The sequence below is a fragment of the Chitinimonas lacunae genome (genome assembly GCF_042650885.1).
GTDB classification, from domain to species: domain Bacteria; phylum Pseudomonadota; class Gammaproteobacteria; order Burkholderiales; family Chitinimonadaceae; genus Chitinimonas_A; species Chitinimonas_A lacunae.
The window spans coordinates 2414447-2431863 of record NZ_JBHSBU010000001.1 but is presented as its reverse complement, the minus strand read 5'-3'; the positions used below and the strand labels follow the sequence as shown (position 1 = coordinate 2431863).

The following is a 17417-nucleotide window of genomic DNA, read 5'->3' as shown; positions in this document are numbered from 1 at the left end:
GCTGGGTCTCCGGTCAGCGGCTGCGCGGTTGCAGATAGCGGAAGTTGAGCCAGGCCAGCACCACGCAAAACAGCGACATCACCAGACTGGCCGCCAGGGCACGACCGAAGTTGAGCGAGCGGATGCCGAATTCGTAGGCGTAATAAAGCGCGGTATAGGTCGACTGGTAGGGGCCGCCCTGGGTCATGATCTGCACTTCCTCGAAGGCCTTGACGGCCGCCAGCAGCGAGAACACCGAACACAGCAGGATGGTCGGCAGCAGCAGCGGCACGGTGATGCGCCAGAAACGCTGCCAGCCATTGGCGCCGTCGAGCATGGCGGCTTCGTAGACATCCTGCGGAATCGATTGCAGCCCGGCCAGGTACAGCACCATATACCAGCCCAGACCACGCCAGACGGTGACGAACATCACGGCAAACAGGGCGATCCGATCGTCGCTGAGCCAGCCCACCGGCTCGTTGATCAGCCGCAGCCAGGTCAGGATGGCATTGAGCGCCCCCTGGTCGGCATACATGAAATTCCAGATCACCCCGATCACCGACACGGTGGTGACCACCGGCAGGTAATAGGCGGCACGGAACAGCTTGATGCCGGGCAGATTGTTGTTGACCAGCACCGCCAGCGCGATCGACACGATCTGGATCAGCGGCACCACCAGCAGATAGAGCGCCGAATTCTTCAGCGCCGACAGGAACAGTTCGTCGGCAAACAGCTCGCGGAAATTATCGAGCCCGACCCAGCGTGGCGCATCGATCAGGTTGTATTGGGTAAAGGCCAGATAGGAGCCGAATCCGACCGGCCAGAACGCAAACGCCAGCAACAGCGCAATCGCGGGAGCCAGGAACAGATAGGCTTGCAGGGTGGCACGGCGGCGCTGGCTCATGGCACGGACCTCCGGCGACAATCGCAATGGGCATCCATCAATGCAATACCTCGTGGCGCACGTTCACCGCAGCGTATCGTGCCCCAGCATGGGTTCGGGATTGGCGAATAAAAAGCGGATATTTTTTATTTTTCTTTTAAATTCGCATCAGTGTTTGCAGTCTTTTTGCCGAATACTTTCCAAATGGCGCGCCCGCCTGGGGCGCGCCGTCAGGGCGTCTATTTGGCCGCCAGTTTCTGGTTCCAGAACGCCACCGCTTCATTGAGCGCCGCCTGGGGTTCCTTGCGCCCCGTCACCGCCTGCTCGACCGCAGCAGCCAGACGGTTGGACAGCAACTCGGCATCCTTCACGCCGGCCAGGAACACGGTCCGGGTGTTGTCGAGATGGCGGGCCGCCACCGCCAGACCTTTCTCGACCGCACCGGCGTTGGCCGGCAGCGACTGGAAGAACGGGTCGGCCGCGGTCTTCTTGGCCGTCGGCAGGGTGCCAGCCTGTTTGGAGAAGGCGAGCTGGTTGTCGGCGTTGGTCAGATAGCTGCCGAACTTGCCGATCTCAGGCAGGAGCTTGGGATCGACATTGCGTGCCACGGCAAAGTTGAACATCCAGCCACCCGAAGCGATCCGGGTGGGGCCAAGCGGGGCGCCGGCCACGTCGGTGATCTTGTAGATGGCCGGGGCATCGTCGCGCACCCGGGTCAGCGAGGTCGGGGTCGATACCAGCATGGCCATCTGACCGCTGTTGTAGGCCGCCATCGATACCTGGAAATTGTCCTGGGCAAACAGATTGTTGCGGAACAGCGCGCCCGACTTATACGCGTCGGCGAGCTTGCGCAGCAGTTCGACATGGCGCGGCGAGTTGAACACGGCGCGGCCATCCTTCACCACATCGAGCCCTTCCTGCATAAAGAAGCCTTCGATCTTGGTCGGGCCGATTGCCGGGGCAAAGCCGGCTACCCCAGTCTTGGCCTTGATCTGCTTGGCGTAGGCCAATTGCTGATCGAGGCTTTGCGGCGGCTTGGCCGGATCGAGCCCGGCTTTCCTGAACAGCTCGGTATTGAAGGCGATCACATTGGCGCCGTTGTAGTGCGGAAAGGCATAGACCTTGCCGTCGAAGGTCACGTCGCGGATCGCCCCTTCGGTGTACTGGCTCTTGTCGACCCACTGGTCGAGCGGCTGGATCAGATTGTCCTGCTTGTAGTCGTAGGCCCACGGCACATTGAGGTTGACCAGCGCGGGCGGCCGGCCGGCTGCCACGGCGGCGGTGAACTTGGTCTGGATCACATCCCACGGATAATCGACCCAGCGCCATTCGACCGCCGGATTGGCCGCGTTATAGCGGCTGATCAACTGCTTGAAGTAGTCGTTGAACTTGGGCGACAGGCTCATCGTCCAGACTTCGAGTTGCGGCTTGTCGGCCAATGCTTCGGCCGATACCAGCAGCCCGGCCGCCAGCAGCAGGCCGCGTGCAAACGATTTTCCTTGCATGGTCTTCCTCTCTCTTCTTGTGGTGGGCGAACCGGCGTCCGGCTCGCGACCTGGGGCATATAGCGGGTAGGGCACGTTCGGCGTTTCTGGGCGTCCGCAAGGACGCAAGATTTGCCGATTTATATAGATTTCTTTTGTTTTCCGCTTTCTATCTTGAGGGTGGATTGCCTAAAAGTTTCATCTGACCTTTATGGCCTGTCCGTTCAACGCCACGCCGCCTGGCTCGGTGTGACGCGCCGGTGCTTGGCGGATCGGACACGCTGAGGCCGAATCGGCTGGGCGCTAGCGCGTCAGCGTCACCTTGTCGAGATGGCGCGGCTGGTCCGGATCGAGCCCGCGTGCCCGCGCCAGGGCTTCCACCATCGGGTAGAAGGCGGTGATGGCCGTGAGCGGGTCGAGTTCAGCAACGGGCGCAAGCGGCAGCGTCAGATCGCGCTCGGCCACGTCGGCCGGTGCCGCCAGCAATACCTGGGCCCCGCGACGGCGCATCTCGGCGGCGGTCTGGCGCAGGCTGGCCTGGGCCGGGCCTCGGGTGGCGAAGATCAGCAGCGGGTAGCCGTGCTCGATCAAGGCCATCGGGCCGTGCTTGATCTCGGCACCCGAGAACGCTTCGGCCTGGATCGCAGCGGTTTCCTTGCATTTGAGCGCGGCTTCGAGGGCGATCGGCAGGGTCAGGCCGCGCCCGACCGTCATCAGCCGGTCGCTGTGTTGCAGCCGCTCGACCGCTTCGGACCAGTCGACCGACAGGGCGGCTTCGAGGGCCACCGGAAGTTCGTCGAGCGCCGCGAGCAGGCTCTGGTCGTTCTGCCAGTGCGCCACCAGCCGGGCAGCGGCGCCAAGGCTAGCGATATAGCTTTTGGTGGCGGCGACGGCGTATTCGGGCCCGGCTTCGAGGCCGAAGCTCCAGGCGGCGGCCTGACTGAGCGGCGAGGCGGTATCGTTGACCAGCGCCACCGTCTCGGCGCCGCCGGCGCGGAAATGGCGGATCGGCTCGACCACATCGGGGCTGCGGCCCGATTGCGACACGGCGACGGCCAGCGTGCCCGCCACATCGAGCGGTGCTTCATACAGCGTCACCAGCGACATCGGCAGCGAGACGGCCAGCCGGCCGAGCCGGGCCATGGTCAGATAGCCCAGATAGGCCGCCGCATGGTCGGAACTGCCGCGCCCGACCGTCACCACCGCCCGGGGCGGTGCCGCGCGCAGCCGCTCGCCCAGCGCGGCGAAGCGTTCATCGTGCAGGCGTCCCTGGCGCGCCAATGTTGCCGGGGCTTCATGGGTTTCAAGCCACATCCGCGAGTGCAATCGCTTCTCCTTCGACATAGACGGCCTTGAGCCGCAGTTGACGGTCGAACACGACCAGATCGGCCCAGGCCCCCGCGACCAGCCGGCCACGATCGGCCAGGCCCAGGAAATCGGCTGGATAGGTGGATAGCCGCGCCACCGCCTCATCGAGCCCGAGCCCGAGCTGGACCAGATTGCGCAGCGCCTGGTCCATGGTCAGGGTCGAACCGGCCAGCGTGCCGTCGGGCAGGCGCACCCCGCCCAGGCATTTGGTGACGGTATGGCGGCCGAGCTTGTATTCGCCATCGGGCATGCCGGCGGCGGCGGTGGAGTCGGTGACGCAGTAGAGCTTGGGAATCGCGCGCAGCGCCGCCCGGATCGCGCCCGGGTGGACATGGAGCAGATCGGGGATCAGCTCGGCGAATTGGGCGTGCGCCAGCGCCGCGCCGACGATGCCGGGTTCGCGATGCTGCAGGCCGGTCATGGCATTGAAGAGATGGGTAAAGCCGGTGGCGCCGTGAGCGAGCGCCGCGACCCCGTCCTCGTAGCTGCCCAGCGTATGGCCCAGCTGGACCCGGATGCCGCGTGCGCTCAGATGGCGGATCAAGGCCAGATGGCCCTGCACCTCGGGCGCCAGCGTCAAGACGCGCAGCGGGGCGAGCGCGGCAAAGCTGTCGATTTCGTCTTCGATGCCGTCGCGGGCGAAGTTGGGCTGGGCGCCCAGCTTGCCCGGATTGATATACGGCCCTTCCAGATGGACGCCGAGCACCCGGGCGCTGCCGGGCCGGCGCTGCACCATGGCGGCGCCCACCGCGCGCAGCGCGTTTTCGATCTCGGGCCGGGGCGCGGTCATGGTGGTGGCCAGGAGGCTGGTGGTGCCGTGGCGTACATGGAGGCCCGCCACGGTATCGAGCGCGTCGCCGCCTTCCATCACATCGCGGCCGCCGCCGCCGTGCACATGCAGATCAATAAAGCCTGGCACGATATAGTCGGCGTCGTTGGCGTCGGGATCGGCCGGAAAGGCATCCAGCGCGGCGATCCGCTCCTCAAAGCGCAGCCGGCCTTGATACCAGCCGTCGGGAGTCAACAGATTGCCGAAAATGCTTTGCATGATTTTTTCTTCTTCTTATCGACGTAGCTCTGCAATAAAGTCGTAGTAATCATTACGACAATATGAGTTGGTTAACTCGATTGGCAGATTGTTTTCTAGATAGCCGATGCGGGTAATCATCAGCATGGCGGTGCCCGGGGTGATGCCGACCAACCGGGCGATCTCGTCGCTGGCATTGATGGCCTTGATATGCTGCAAGGCCCGCACCACCGGGGTATGGCGGGCGTCGAGATAGCTGTAGAGCGAGTCGTTGACCTGGGTCGGTTCGTTGAGATAGGCCACGGGCAAGGTGCTGGTCTCGAAGGCCATCGCAACGCCGTCGGCCGTGCGCAGACGCTTGAGACGGGCCACCTGGGCCGCCGGCGACAGGCCAAGCCGCAGTACTTCTTCCTGGGTGGCGATGCCGACTTCGCGGCTGAGCCAGGCCGAAGCGGGGTTGAAGCCGCGATTGCGGATTTCCTCGCTGAAGCTGGTCAGGCGCGACAGCGGCTGCACCAGCCGCGGGGCGATATAGGTGCCAGAGCCCTGGCGGCGCACGATCAGACCTTGTTCGAACAGCACATCGATGGCTTTGCGGGCTGTGACGCGCGACACGCCCAGCAGCTCGCACAGCATCCGTTCCGAGGGCAGCGCCTCGTCGGCCTGCCACAGGCCGGCACCGATGGCACTGGAGAGCTTGCTCGCCACCTGTAGGTAGAGCGGGGTACTGCTCTCGCTATCTGGTTTCAACGCCGCCAGGGCGTCAATCCGTGCTTTATCCACGCAACACTCCTCGAATCAGGGACAGGGCGCCGGCGACGGCGTCGCCATGCGCCGGTTGGACTCGGCTGCGCAATTCGGCCGGCAGCCATGGTCCCAGCGCTTCGGCCAGGCCGCCACATAATGCCAGCGGAAGGCGCCGTTCGGGGTCCAAGGCGGTCGCGACGGCAGCGATCTCGCTGCCAGCCTGGGACAGGAGTGCCAGCGCAGTCGGGTCATTGGACCCGTGTTGCAGGACAAGGGGTGAGAGTTGTGCGTAAGTGGTCTGATTGGCGTGGGCTTGCCAGCCCAGCAGCGATTCGCGCTTGCCGCCGACCTGGGCCAGTACCGCCTGACTCAGCGGCCCGAACGGCGCACGACCATCGAGTGCCTTCTGGGTCGCCTGCACCGCGCGCAGACCGAGCCAGGCGCCGCTGCCTTCGTCACCGCTGGGAAAGCCCCAGCCTGACACGGTGCGGTAGTCCTCGCCGCCGAACCAGGCCTGGCCGATCACGCCGGTACCGATCGCGATGATCGCGCCCGGCTCGCCATGATGGGCACCAAGCAAGGTGGTGACGCCGTCGTCGCGCAGCGCGAGCGCGGCAAAGGCGGGCGCCTGCTGCGCGAACGCCTCGGCCCAGGCGGCGTGGTGGACGCCGGCGAGTCCGAGGCCGATCGCGCAGTGCTCGAACTGCCAGTCGGGGTGGCCCAGTTGGGCGAAGGCTTGCCCGATCGCGTCCAGAATGGCCCGCCAGGCGGTGTCGATACCGAGCGCCAGACCGGCCGGGCCGCCCTGGCTGCGGATCAGCTCACGACCGTCGGGGCCGGCGATGGCCAGCCGGCAGCCACTGCCGCCGCCATCCACCCCAATCAGGAAATCGACCGTCGTGCTCATCGGACCCGCTGCTCCGCCTGATTTATATTTATGCGAAATTGCAATACAAGTTTGATACCACTTTGAACAGGTGTCAAGCTAATGCTCCTGTTGGAAGACTGCTGTGCTGGCAATCGGGGTGGGTAAAAATGCAACGGCCATATCTCATGACGCGGGCATTTAATGCGATGGAGCTTGCAATCCTGGCTAACCCACCTAAAATGCCGCGCGTTGCTGGATCATGCCGTCCGCAACACTCTACCGTTCCAACAATACTTGTCTGAAGGACAAAAACATGAAACTGATCGCTGCCCTGATCGCTGGCCTGTTCGCTACCGTCGCTTTCGCCAACGAAGCCCCGAAGGCCGAAGCCCCCAAGGCCGCCGCCGCTGAAGCCCCGAAGGCCGAAGCCAAGGCTGACAAGAAGGCCGAAAAGAAGGCCGAAAAGAAAGAAGAGAAGAAGGCCGAAGAAAAGAAGGCTGAAGAGAAGAAGGCTCAGTAATTCTTCGCCTCGCTTTCTGCGCGAAGGGCGGTTCCGACCGCCCTTTGTCATTGTTGGCTGTTCCGTTTCTCCCCATCGCATCGGTCCCGATGCCTCCACTGCACCGCTTCCTCCACTGGTGCCGCCTTCTGGTCACTCCCGCGCCGTTCCTGTTTTTCTGCCGTAGTGTCACCTGTCTGGTTCACGCAGGTCGGACCCGCCGTTGGGCAAGTTTTGCGGCGCCTGATCGGCCAAGTGGCTGCCCCGGTCGGCGATGGTAAAATCGCTGGTTTATTCGCCGCCTAGCTGCTTTCCCATGGCCGATCCCCTGCGCTGGAAACCCAATGTCACCGTTGCCGTCGTGCTGGAGCACGCCGGCCGTTATCTGCTGGTCGAGGAGGAAACTCCGCACGGCCGCCAGTTCAACCAGCCAGCCGGCCATCTCGACCCCGACGAGTCGCTGCTGGCCGCAGCGGCCCGCGAAGCGCGCGAAGAGACGTGGTGCGAAGTGCGGCCGACGGCGCTGGTGGGCATCTATCAATGGTCGCCGCCCACCGACCCCACGCTCGACTATCTGCGCTTTGCCTATGCCGCCGACCTGCTGACCCCGGCCACCCCGGTCGATACGGTCAGCACGGCCTTCGCCCAGGAATTCCCGACGCTGCCGGCCAGACCACTTGATCAGGGCATCGTGCGCGCCGTCTGGCTCAGCTACGACGAAGTCCTGGCCTGCCGCGACCGCCACCGCAGCCCGCTGGTGCTGCAATGTATCGACGATCTGCGCGCCGGGCGGCGTTTCCCGCTTGAACTCGTGCGCCACTATCCGAAAGGTTGAGACCATGTCCAGCGCTTCCCGCATCGTCGTCGGCCTGTCCGGCGGCGTCGATTCTTCGGTCGCTGCGGCACTGCTCAAGTCGCAGGGCCACGATGTCATTGGCGTCTTCATGCAGAACTGGGAGGACGACAACGACGATCAATACTGCTCGATCAAGGAAGACTCGCGCGATGCCATCGCCGTGGCCGATCTGCTCGGTATCGATATCGAACTGGTGAATTTCGCCGGCGAATACAAGGAGCGGGTATTCAGCTATTTCCTCGCCGAATACCAGGCTGGCCGCACCCCCAATCCCGATGTGCTCTGCAACGCCGAAATCAAGTTCAAGGCGTTTCTCGACTACGCCATCGGCCTGGGCGCCGAGAAGATCGCCACCGGTCATTACGCCGCCATCGATCTCGATCGGGACGGCCGCACCCGGCTGCTGCGCGGCGCCGATCCGGGCAAGGACCAGAGCTATTTCCTTTATCGCCTGAGCCAGTTCCAGGTCTCCAGAGCGCTGTTCCCGCTGGGTGCGCTCCACAAGACCGAAGTGCGCAGCCAGGCGGCCGCGCTGGGCCTGCCCAACCATGCCAAGAAGGATTCAACCGGCATCTGCTTTATCGGCGAGCGGCCGTTCCGCGAATTCCTGAACCGCTATCTGCCGCGCAGCCCCGGTCTGATGCGCACCCCCGAAGGCCGCCGGCTCGGCGAGCATATGGGGCTGATGTATTACACCCTGGGCCAGCGCCAGGGCCTCGCTATCGGCGGCCCGGGCGAGCCCTGGTATGTGGCGGCCAAGGATATGGCCAATAACGAGCTGATCGTGGTGCAAGGCCATGACCATCCGCTGCTGCTGTCCGAGCGGCTGACTGCCGGCCAGTTGTCCTGGGTGGCCGATCAGCCGCCGCCACCGGGCCGCTACAGCGCCAAGACCCGCTACCGTCAGCAGGATGCGGCCTGCGAGATCGCAGCAGTCGAAGACGGCCGGCTCGAAGTCCGCTTCGACTCAGCGCAATGGGCCGTGACACCCGGCCAGTCGCTGGTGCTGTACGACGGCCCGGTCTGCCTCGGCGGCGGCATTATTCTTTGACGCGAATCCATCAGGCGAGAAGCGCTTTATTTGGCAGGATAAATACTGTGAGACTGGAAGGTTTTCTGGTGGAAGAATTTGAATTCCCTGCCTGGCCTTCGATTCGCGGGTGAACTGAATGCCAGACTCTATCTGGCATTTCGGTTCGGAAAAAACAATTCACCCTTCCCTTCACACTCAGATCAAGCGGATCTTTCTACTAAGTAATAAATGAAAATTCCGCTTGATGTCCTTTATATCTGATTACCGGCTCAACCGATCCGCCCCACGCGGCTTCGGCTTGCACTTCGCTTCGGCCTGCCATATCAAGAGTTAGGGTAGGGGCCACGCCCGTGGCCGCGCCGAGCCATTGCAGGCAGGGACGTGAAGATGACGATAGGCAAACGACTGATCATGATGCTGGCGCTGGCAATCGTGGCGCTATTGGTGGTGGGTGGTACGGGCGTGGGGGCATTTCAGCGGGTCAAGACTGAGATGCTGCACATGACCAATGCCATCCTGCCCAGCATGCAGGCCATGGGCGATATCGGCACCGCTTATCGCGATATGCGCACCTTGCTGCTGTCGCACATCATGGAACAGGATGTGGACCTCAAGAACGCCTTCAACGACAAGGTCAAGGAAGCGCGTGACCGGGCCAGTGCGGTGGTCGAGGGCTACAGCAATCTGGTGACGGACGACACCGACCGCAGCAACTACCAGACCCTCAAAAAAGCGTTTGAAACCTATCTGGTCGCCTATGACGAGGCGCTCAAGAATTCGAGCGAAGGCAAGGCCGATCTGGCCCAGGCGGCGCTCTACGGCAAGGTGATGCCGACGGCCCAGGTACTCGAGGCCGCCTTGAAGCAATCGACTGCCTATAACGTGCGGATGGTCGAGACGACCGCCGCCAGCGTCGATCAGGTCTATAGCCGCTCGCTCGGGATTTTCGGCGGGGTGATCCTGGTGGCGGTGATCGGCTTGACCCTGTTCGGCACCCTGATTTTCCGCGCAGTCAAAGTACCGCTGGCGGTGATGGAGAAGACCGTCGAGCGGATCGGCAAGGAACTCGATTTCACCCAGCGCGTACCGGTGCAGAGCCGTGATGAGGTCGGCATGACGGTGGCGGCCTTCAACCGGCTGCTCGATACCTGGCAACAGAGCCTGCGCGAGCTGTCGAGCCAGGCGGCCGGTGTGGCACGTCAGGCCGATATGATGGCCTCGACCTCGCGCGAGATGTCGGGCAACTCGTCGGCGGCAAGCGAGGCGGCCTCCAATATGGCGGCCACGGTCGAACAGGTCACGGTCAGCATCAACCATGTGGCCGACCGGGCCGGTGAAGCCGACAACGAATCGCGCCAATCGGGCCGGATCGCCGACGAAGGCGCCCAGGTGATCGACGCGACCGTCGCGGAAATCAATACCATCGCCAACACCGTGCACGACGCCGCCGCCCAGATCGATGCGCTGGCGCGTGAGAGCAGCAATATCAGCGCGGTGGTCAATGTGATCAAGGAAGTGGCCGACCAGACCAATCTGCTGGCGCTCAATGCTGCCATCGAAGCGGCCCGGGCCGGTGAGCAGGGACGCGGTTTTGCCGTGGTGGCTGATGAGGTGCGCAAGCTCGCCGAGCGCACCTCGGTATCGACCCAGGAAATCGGCAAGCTGATCGGGTCGATCCAGCAAAGCGCCGACGCGGCCGTGGCGCGGATGCGCGAAGTGGTGGACCGGGTCGGCAGCGGAGTGGCCAAGGCCGAGGAAACCGGGATGGCGATCCAGAAAATCCGCCAGGGCTCCGATCGGGTGGTGGTGGTGGTCGGCGATATTTCGCGCGCGATCCGTGAACAAAGCGCGGCGAGCGTAAATATTGCCCAATTGGTCGAGCGGATCGCCCAGATGTCGGAAGAAGCCAGTTCGGCGGCAGCCAATACCTCGACTGCGGCCGATGAACTCAAGACCCTGTCCGATCGGATGCAGAGCGTGGTCGAACGCTACCGAATTTAGGTTGGGCCGGAGAATATTTTATTTTCAGGCCTTTCTCAGCACAGTTGCTGGCATCCAAAAGACCAGTAACTTTATTTTTTGTGCGGACTGTTGAACTGCCAAAAACCTTTCCCGATAGCTTTATTCGTCAATACTTATTTACTGGTCCAAAAATGAAATGCCGCCATGAAGAAGGCGGCGGGCTTGGTAATTTGGCTGGCGTGGAAGGCGGCTTTAGCCATGCTAGAGTTATTCACCGTTTTACGGATTTTCCGCCGGTTGCGTACCCGGCGGAATTGATTTTCTGGCAAGCGTGACGCCGATCAATAGACCGGCGTTTTTTGTGCATGGCAGTAAAGTCCTCTCAGGGAGAAAAAACAGATGGACACGATTTTTGGTTTGATCATTGGTCTGGTTTATGTGGCAGTCATCGTGGCCTTTATTGCCGGGATGTGGAAGGTCTACGTCAAGGCCGGCCAGCCGGGCTGGGCGGTGCTGATTCCGTTCTACAACCTGTATGTGCTGTTGCAGATTGCCAAGCGGCCGGGCTGGTGGTTGATCCTGTTTCTTATTCCGTTCGTCGGCCTTATCGTGGCCATCATCACTTCCATTGATATCGCCCGTAAATTCGGCAAGAGCGGATTGTTCGCCGTGGGGCTGATTCTGCTGGGCTTTATTTTCTACCCGATTCTGGGCTTTGGTGACGCTACCTATAATCCCGACGCCTGATCGGCACCAGTCCGGAACTGCTCCGGCCAGACAGACAAACGGGACGCCTGGCGTCCCGTTTTGCTTTGCTTGACGTCAGCGACAGCGCGGGGTAACAAGGCGGTTTTGGCGCGATTCACGATGAGCGATCTGTCTTCCTTTGCCGAGCGCCTGGTGCGCTGGCAACGCGGCCATGGCCGCCACGACCTGCCTTGGCAGTGTCGCGATCCCTACCGGGTCTGGCTGTCTGAAATCATGTTGCAGCAGACCCAGGTCACGACGGTGGTGCCCTATTACCACCGCTTTATCGAACGTTTCCCGACCGTCACGGCGCTGGCCGCCGCCCAAGTGGATCAAGTGCTGGCGCTCTGGGCCGGCCTTGGCTACTACAGCCGTGCCCGCAATCTGCATGCGGCAGCCCAGGCCGTGGTCGAGCGCTTCGGCGGGCAGATGCCCACCGCTGCCGCCGAGCTGGAAAGCCTGCCCGGCATCGGCCGCTCGACGGCGGCGGCGATTGCTTCGTTCTGCTTTGGCGAGCGGACGGCCATTCTCGACGGCAATGTCAAACGGGTGCTGACACGCTGGGCCGGCATCGAAGGCTTTCCGGGCGAGCGGGCGATCGAGCAGCGTCTCTGGCAATTGGCCGAGTCGCTGTTGCCGCTGAGTGCCGAGGAGATGCCCGCCTATACCCAGGGCATGATGGACTTGGGCGCCACCATCTGCCGCCGCAGCCGGCCCGACTGCCAGCGCTGCCCGCTGCAACGCGACTGCCGCGCCTATGCCGAGGGTCGCACGGCCGATTTGCCGACCCGCAAGCCGAAAAAGACGATTCCCGAGAAGGCCACGGTGATGCTGCTGGTCCGCGACGGCAGCCGGCTGTTGCTGGAAAAGCGGCCGCCGAGCGGCATCTGGGGCGGGCTGTGGAGCCTGCCCGAGATGCCGCCTGAAGACGACCCGCTTGACTACTGCCGCGAGCGCTTCGGTCTGCAAGTGGCCACGGGCAGCCGGCTTGCACCCTTTGTCCATGTCTTCACCCACTATCGCCTGACCATTACGCCGCAATACTGCACGGTCGTCGGCGCGAGCAGCCTGCGCGAGCAGGCGCTGACCTGGCTGGAGCCAGCTGCGGCACTGGCAGCTGGGATTCCCACTCCCGTGCGCCGCCTGCTGCTCGACCAGGGCAGCCCGCGGCTGTTCGAGGAGGACTGAGCCGATCTGGCTTCGGCCTGGTGTCCATCCCAAGTCACAGGGATGGCAGCCCATGGCCGCAGGACCTGGCGTCCGATTGTTCGGACACTGGGCGTCAGGCCGATAGACACTGTCAGCGCTGTAGACCGGACGGAGTTGCGCTAGGGCATTTCCCTTTAAACCGGCATCGCCGCTAAGCCTGGTGAAGCGCTGTACGCCTGTGCTTTGAGGTCCGGATACGCCGACGCCGGATTGGCTGGAAATGCGCTAGCTGCCAAGTGGCGGCACGCGTCTCCAAGTCAATGATGGCGGACGGCCGTGACGGGGACGGTGCTACGAGGTCGGCGACCTGGGCCGCCATATCGAAGGTGGATCGGTCTGGGTCGCCGGGGCAGGACTGGCGGCCGGGGCCGGTGTCGGGGCGGCCACGCTGGAAGACGGCCCGGCGGCAGGCCGGCTGCGACGGCCGGCGCAGAAGGTGAGCGGAGACATATCCTAGTCCTATGACAAAGACCGCCGCTGTTAAGCGGCGGTTTGCATCAATGATTTATTTTTCTTTATAAAAGGCTACCTTCCTTGCGAGAAGGTGTCTCAAGATTTTAACTTTGCTTCACGGCTTCCATCCGCGCCGCCATGGTGCGGATCAGTTGCAGCATTTCGGCGGTCGGTTGTCGTTCCACCCGGTGATAGATGCGGCCATCGAGCGTCCGGCTCAGCAGACCGTAATTGCACAGCTCGCGCCGCAGCAGCACATGATCGCCGAAATGATGTTGCGGTTTGATCAAGCCGTTGACTTCGGCTTCATTGAAGGTGCGCCGGGCAGGCAGGCGCGACCACAGCACCCACAGACAGGGTTCCTGGTGCGAAAACTTGGACGGCCAGCGCAGCAGCCGGCCTTCGGCATCGAAATAGCGCTCGAGCTGGCGGCTGAGCGAGGGGGTGGGTTTGGGGGTGGCCGCGATGGGCGCGGGCGCCGGAGCGGGAAGCGAGCCGACCGGCGCCGGGCGTTCGAGCGGCGCGGCGCGCAGACTCTGGAAATTACGATGGCCGCTGGCGCGCGCCAGCATATTGAGCATCTGCAGATGGCCCGGCAACTGGCCGAGCTGTTCGAGTTGTTGGCAGAGGGAACGGGCCAGCGCCGAGATATCGTCGCTGTGGAAGGGGATGGCAAGTCTGGACATGGGCTAATCCTCAATGAGGTGCCTACCCGGAGCGGGTGTCGGTGGTCGCCGGCTTCCGACGCGGCACAGGATTGCGCGTCGAGTAACTTGCATAAGGCCAATGGCAGGTTTAGCTCCCCTTGCGGGGCGGCGACGCCTGGGTGAACTGCCGACCGAGCCGAAAAACCATACGCGATTGCGCCGCTTTTGCCAAGACCGCTGTCTGGCTTGGGCTACAATAGCGTGCTTCGTGTCCGCGACGCCGCTTTGCCTTTTCTCATCCACTCAAGTTCCAGGAATACCGCCATGCCAGTCAGCCTGACCGCGCCCGATCCCGCTTCCCTCCATCCTGTTGCCGGCGTGACGCTCGGCATCGCTTCGGCCGGTATCAAACGGCCGGGACGCAAGGACGTGTTGGTGATGCGGCTCGACGACGGTGCCCAGGTGGCTGGCGTGTTTACCCTCAATCGCTTCTGTGCCGCGCCCGTCCATCTGTGCCGTGAGCATCTGGCCAGCGGCAAGCCCGTGCGGGCGCTGGTGGTCAATACCGGCAATGCCAACGCCGGCACCGGCCTCGATGGCCGCCATCGGGCGCTCGAAGTGTGCGACACGCTGGCCGGATTGCTCGATTGCCAACGCCAGGCCGTTCTGCCGTTTTCCACCGGGGTGATCCTTGAGCCGCTGCCGGCCGACAAGATCTGCTCCGCCCTGCCCGAGGCCGTGGCTGCGCTGGCACCGGCCAACTGGGCCGAGGCCGCCGAAGCGATCATGACCACCGATACCTTGCCCAAAGCTGCCAGCGTGCAGCTGCCACTGGGCGGTGACACCATCACCATCACCGGTATCGCCAAGGGCGCCGGCATGATCCACCCCAATATGGCCACCATGCTGGGCTATATCGCGACCGACGCCCGGGTGGCGCCGTCGCTGCTGCAGGACCTGGTCCGCTACGCGGCAGACCGCTCGTTCAATAGCATCACCATCGATGGCGATACCTCGACCAACGATTCCTTTATCCTGATCGCCAGCCATCGCGCGGGCCCGCAGATCGACAATGCCGACAGCGCCGACTATCTGGCCTTGCGCGACGCCGTCACTGCCTTGGCGCAGCAGTTGGCGCAAGCCATCGTGCGCGATGGCGAAGGCGCGACCAAATTCATGACCATCCAGGTCGAAGGCGGCCGCGACCATCAGGAATGCAAAGCCGTCGGCTACGCCATCGGCCGCTCGCCGCTGGTCAAGACGGCCTTCTTTGCTTCCGACCCCAATCTGGGCCGTATCCTGGCTGCCATCGGCTACGCCGGCATCAGCGACCTCGATGTTGACCAGGTCGATCTCTACCTCGACGACGTGCTGGTCGCCCATCAAGGCGGCCGTCACCCCGACTATCGCGAAGAGGACGGCCAGCGCGTGATGCGCGAGCCCGAGATTCTGGTGCGGGTGATGCTCAACCGGGGCGATGCCACGGCCACGGTCTGGAGCTGCGATTTCTCCTACGACTACGTCAAGATCAACGCCGACTACCGGAGCTGACCCGTCTGCCACCTCGTATCCAGGCTCTTCGCTGGTCAACCGCCTTAGCCGCAAAGCGCGATAAGGCTCCGTCCGTGTCCAGTCACGCTGAGGTTCGGGCGGACAGCAAGGGGAGGGTGCTCTCCCTTCCAGGAGGAGCCGTCGGAGACGGGGTCTGCACCCAGTCATGCCGCGCCAAGGAGCCCTTATGTTGGATCGCATCGAACTGCTGCTGCGCCGTCTCGAAGTCCTGCTGCCGCCGCTCGACCAGTCGCCCGACTGGCGCGCCCACGCATTTCGCTGGCGTAAGAAGGATGTGCTGGGCAGCCGGGTCGGTTGGCTCGAAGCCGTGGCTGCACCGCACCGTATCCGCCTGGAGGATTTGCAGCATATCGAGCCGCAGAAGGCCGAGATGGTGCGCAATACCCGCCAGTTCGCCGCCGGCCGCTCGGCCAATAATGTGCTGCTGACCGGCGCGCGCGGCACCGGTAAATCCTCGCTGGTCAAGGCGGTCTGGCATGAACTGGAACAGGCCGGCCTGCGCCTGATCGAGGTCGATAAGGCCGATCTGGTCGATCTGCCCGAGCTGGTGGCCTTGCTGGCCGGTCGCCCCGAGCGCTTTATTGTGTTTTGCGACGATCTGTCGTTTGAAGAGGGCGACGCCGGCTACAAGGCGCTGAAGTCGGTGCTCGACGGCTCGGTGGTGGCGGCGCCCGACAATGTGCTGGTCTATGCCACCTCGAACCGGCGTCATCTGATGCCGGAATATTTCGACGACAATGCCCGTACCCGTCATCAGGATGGCGAAATCCATCCGCACGAGGCGGTCGAAGAAAAGATCAGCCTGTCCGAGCGCTTTGGCCTCTGGTTGACTTTCTATGCCTTTGACCAGGACGCCTACCTAGCGGCCGCGCGCCACTGGCTGGCCGAATTCGGCTGTCCTGCCTGGAACCCGGAAATCGAGCGGGCCGCCCTCAACTGGGCCTTGGCGCGCGGTGCCCGCTCCGGTCGGGTGGCGTGGCAGTTTGCCCGCGACCGCGCCGGCCGCGAGGCATAGCGGCCAAGTTTTTTCTGCGGCGATGGATTTTTCCGGGCCGGGCTCGCTCCAATCGTTCCCTCTTGTCCAATAGCTATTTCCTGTAGAGATTTCCCATGCGTTATCTGCTCGCTTCTACCCTCGCCCTGGCCGCCGTCGCCCATGCCGACGAGGCGCCGGGCTGGCAGTCCTTTACCTGGATGCCTTTCCAGGCCGAACCGTATTTCACCGATAAGGCCGCCATCCTGATCGACGTCAAGGTGGATGGCGTGGACTGCAAGATGAAGCTCGACGCCGGTGCCGGCGACACCACCATCTTCCGCCGCACCGCCGAGCATTGGCTGCAACGCAAGATTCCGGGCGACGAGGCCGAATTCAAGCTCGACATCGGCGACCGCAGCCTTAAGCTCAAGGCCCGGATGGAATCGGTGATCGGCACCGCCCGCGACAAGCAGTGCGGGGTGATCGGGACACTGGGCAACGATCTGTTCGCCAAGGGCACGCTGACCCTCGATCTGCTGCAGGGCCGCTGGCGTTTCGAGCCCAAGGCGACCCTCAAGGGCCAGGGCCAGCCGTTTGACTGGCGCAAGCAAGGCCGTGGCGGCCAGATCGTGATGACCTTGCAGGGGCCGGACAATCAGCCGCTCAAGATGATGTTCGATACCGGTATGGGCCCGATGGGTCTGGCCGTCGACCGCAAGCTGTGGCCGACCGCCACCGGCGTCGATCGGCCCGATCTGGTATTTGCCTTCCCGACCCTGTTCTGGGGCCGGCAACAGCACTGCTATCAGGCCCCGTCGTCGATGAGCGCGAGCCTGGCGGGCGTGACGCTCAATAAGGCGCCTGTGCTGTACTGCGACAAGAGTTCCGATATGTGGTGGTTCCAGGACGGCCATCGCGGCGCCATGGGACTGGCCGGCATCAACGACACCGTGCTGGCGCTCGACTTCCTCAGCCGCCGCTTTACCCTGACCCGCCCGGCCAAGCCGGCAGTTCCCGATGTCAGCACCAAGCCGGCTGCCGAACCGGCAGCCGGTGCGTCCGAGCCCAAGGTGGCGCCGGCAAAGTAAGGGAAGGGCGTCAGAAGAG

General features: G+C 63.5%; 18 protein-coding genes. 10 read left to right on the top strand and 8 right to left on the bottom strand.

Annotated features, from left to right (window positions below):
• Positions 1-13: 13 nt before the first annotated feature.
• The 6 genes from ACFOW7_RS10130 to ACFOW7_RS10105 form a co-directional block, all read right to left on the bottom strand.
• Entirely contained in the window at positions 14-883 is an 870-nt protein-coding gene (locus ACFOW7_RS10130) for a carbohydrate ABC transporter permease (RefSeq protein ID WP_378163751.1), read from the bottom strand.
• A 218-nt stretch (positions 884-1101) separates the two neighbouring features.
• Complete coding sequence (locus ACFOW7_RS10125; protein ID WP_378163749.1) at positions 1102-2367, bottom strand: extracellular solute-binding protein; 1266 nt, start codon at positions 2365-2367, stop codon at positions 1102-1104.
• A gap of 282 nt (positions 2368-2649) precedes the next feature.
• Positions 2650-3672, bottom strand: coding sequence for an SIS domain-containing protein (locus tag ACFOW7_RS10120; protein WP_378163747.1), 1023 nt, complete (start codon positions 3670-3672; stop codon positions 2650-2652).
• Positions 3650-4762 carry an N-acetylglucosamine-6-phosphate deacetylase gene (gene nagA / locus ACFOW7_RS10115; protein WP_378163745.1) on the bottom strand — a complete coding sequence of 371 codons (1113 nt, stop codon included), beginning with the start codon at positions 4760-4762 and terminating at the stop codon, positions 3650-3652. Before nagA ends, ACFOW7_RS10120 begins: the two co-directional genes overlap by 23 nt.
• A gap of 15 nt (positions 4763-4777) precedes the next feature.
• Positions 4778-5524 (bottom strand): GntR family transcriptional regulator, encoded by a 747-nt coding sequence (locus tag ACFOW7_RS10110; RefSeq protein ID WP_378163743.1) that lies wholly within the window; start codon positions 5522-5524, stop codon positions 4778-4780.
• Positions 5517-6395: a BadF/BadG/BcrA/BcrD ATPase family protein gene (locus ACFOW7_RS10105; protein WP_378163741.1), complete on the bottom strand. Its 879-nt coding sequence runs from the start codon at positions 6393-6395 to the stop codon at positions 5517-5519. Before ACFOW7_RS10105 ends, ACFOW7_RS10110 begins: the two co-directional genes overlap by 8 nt.
• A gap of 274 nt (positions 6396-6669) precedes the next feature.
• On the opposite strand from ACFOW7_RS10105, the gene ACFOW7_RS10100 reads away from it, so the two are divergent.
• From ACFOW7_RS10100 to mutY, 7 genes are all read left to right on the top strand, one after another.
• Positions 6670-6876, top strand: a complete 207-nt coding sequence (locus ACFOW7_RS10100) for a hypothetical protein (protein ID WP_378163739.1) — start codon at positions 6670-6672, stop codon at positions 6874-6876.
• A gap of 295 nt (positions 6877-7171) precedes the next feature.
• Entirely contained in the window at positions 7172-7690 is a 519-nt protein-coding gene (locus ACFOW7_RS10095) for an NUDIX domain-containing protein (protein WP_378163737.1), read from the top strand.
• Between the two features lie 4 nt (positions 7691-7694).
• A complete protein-coding gene (mnmA, locus tag ACFOW7_RS10090; RefSeq protein ID WP_378163735.1) occupies positions 7695-8762 on the top strand; it encodes a tRNA 2-thiouridine(34) synthase MnmA in 1068 nt (355 codons plus the stop codon).
• Between the two features lie 369 nt (positions 8763-9131).
• Positions 9132-10745, top strand: a complete 1614-nt coding sequence (locus tag ACFOW7_RS10085) for a methyl-accepting chemotaxis protein (RefSeq protein WP_378163733.1) — start codon at positions 9132-9134, stop codon at positions 10743-10745.
• A 44-nt stretch (positions 10746-10789) separates the two neighbouring features.
• Positions 10790-11041: a hypothetical protein gene (locus ACFOW7_RS10080; RefSeq protein ID WP_378163731.1), complete on the top strand. Its 252-nt coding sequence runs from the start codon at positions 10790-10792 to the stop codon at positions 11039-11041.
• Between the two features lie 64 nt (positions 11042-11105).
• Positions 11106-11453: a DUF5684 domain-containing protein gene (locus tag ACFOW7_RS10075; RefSeq protein ID WP_378163729.1), complete on the top strand. Its 348-nt coding sequence runs from the start codon at positions 11106-11108 to the stop codon at positions 11451-11453.
• 120 nt (positions 11454-11573) lie between these two features.
• The gene (mutY, locus tag ACFOW7_RS10070; RefSeq protein WP_378163727.1) at positions 11574-12641 is read left to right on the top strand and encodes an A/G-specific adenine glycosylase; all 1068 of its coding nucleotides are present in this window, start codon (positions 11574-11576) and stop codon (positions 12639-12641) included.
• 312 nt (positions 12642-12953) lie between these two features.
• Here mutY and ACFOW7_RS10065 read toward each other — a convergent pair whose 3' ends face one another.
• Positions 12954-13112 carry a hypothetical protein gene (locus ACFOW7_RS10065; RefSeq protein WP_378163725.1) on the bottom strand — a complete coding sequence of 53 codons (159 nt, stop codon included), beginning with the start codon at positions 13110-13112 and terminating at the stop codon, positions 12954-12956.
• Positions 13113-13219: 107 nt separating this feature from the next.
• The gene (locus ACFOW7_RS10060) at positions 13220-13801 is read right to left on the bottom strand and encodes a DUF2087 domain-containing protein (protein ID WP_378163723.1); all 582 of its coding nucleotides are present in this window, start codon (positions 13799-13801) and stop codon (positions 13220-13222) included.
• Between the two features lie 285 nt (positions 13802-14086).
• Here ACFOW7_RS10060 and argJ point away from each other — a divergent pair, with 285 nt between their 5' ends.
• The 3 genes from argJ (at position 14087) to ACFOW7_RS10045 (ending at position 17398) form a co-directional block, all read left to right on the top strand.
• Complete coding sequence (gene argJ / locus ACFOW7_RS10055; protein ID WP_378163721.1) at positions 14087-15313, top strand: bifunctional glutamate N-acetyltransferase/amino-acid acetyltransferase ArgJ; 1227 nt, start codon at positions 14087-14089, stop codon at positions 15311-15313.
• Positions 15314-15500: 187 nt separating this feature from the next.
• On the top strand, positions 15501-16349 hold the full coding sequence (locus ACFOW7_RS10050) for an ATP-binding protein (protein WP_378163718.1): 849 nt from the start codon (positions 15501-15503) through the stop codon (positions 16347-16349).
• A 95-nt stretch (positions 16350-16444) separates the two neighbouring features.
• Entirely contained in the window at positions 16445-17398 is a 954-nt protein-coding gene (locus ACFOW7_RS10045) for a hypothetical protein (RefSeq protein ID WP_378163715.1), read from the top strand.
• Positions 17399-17417 lie beyond the last annotated feature (19 nt).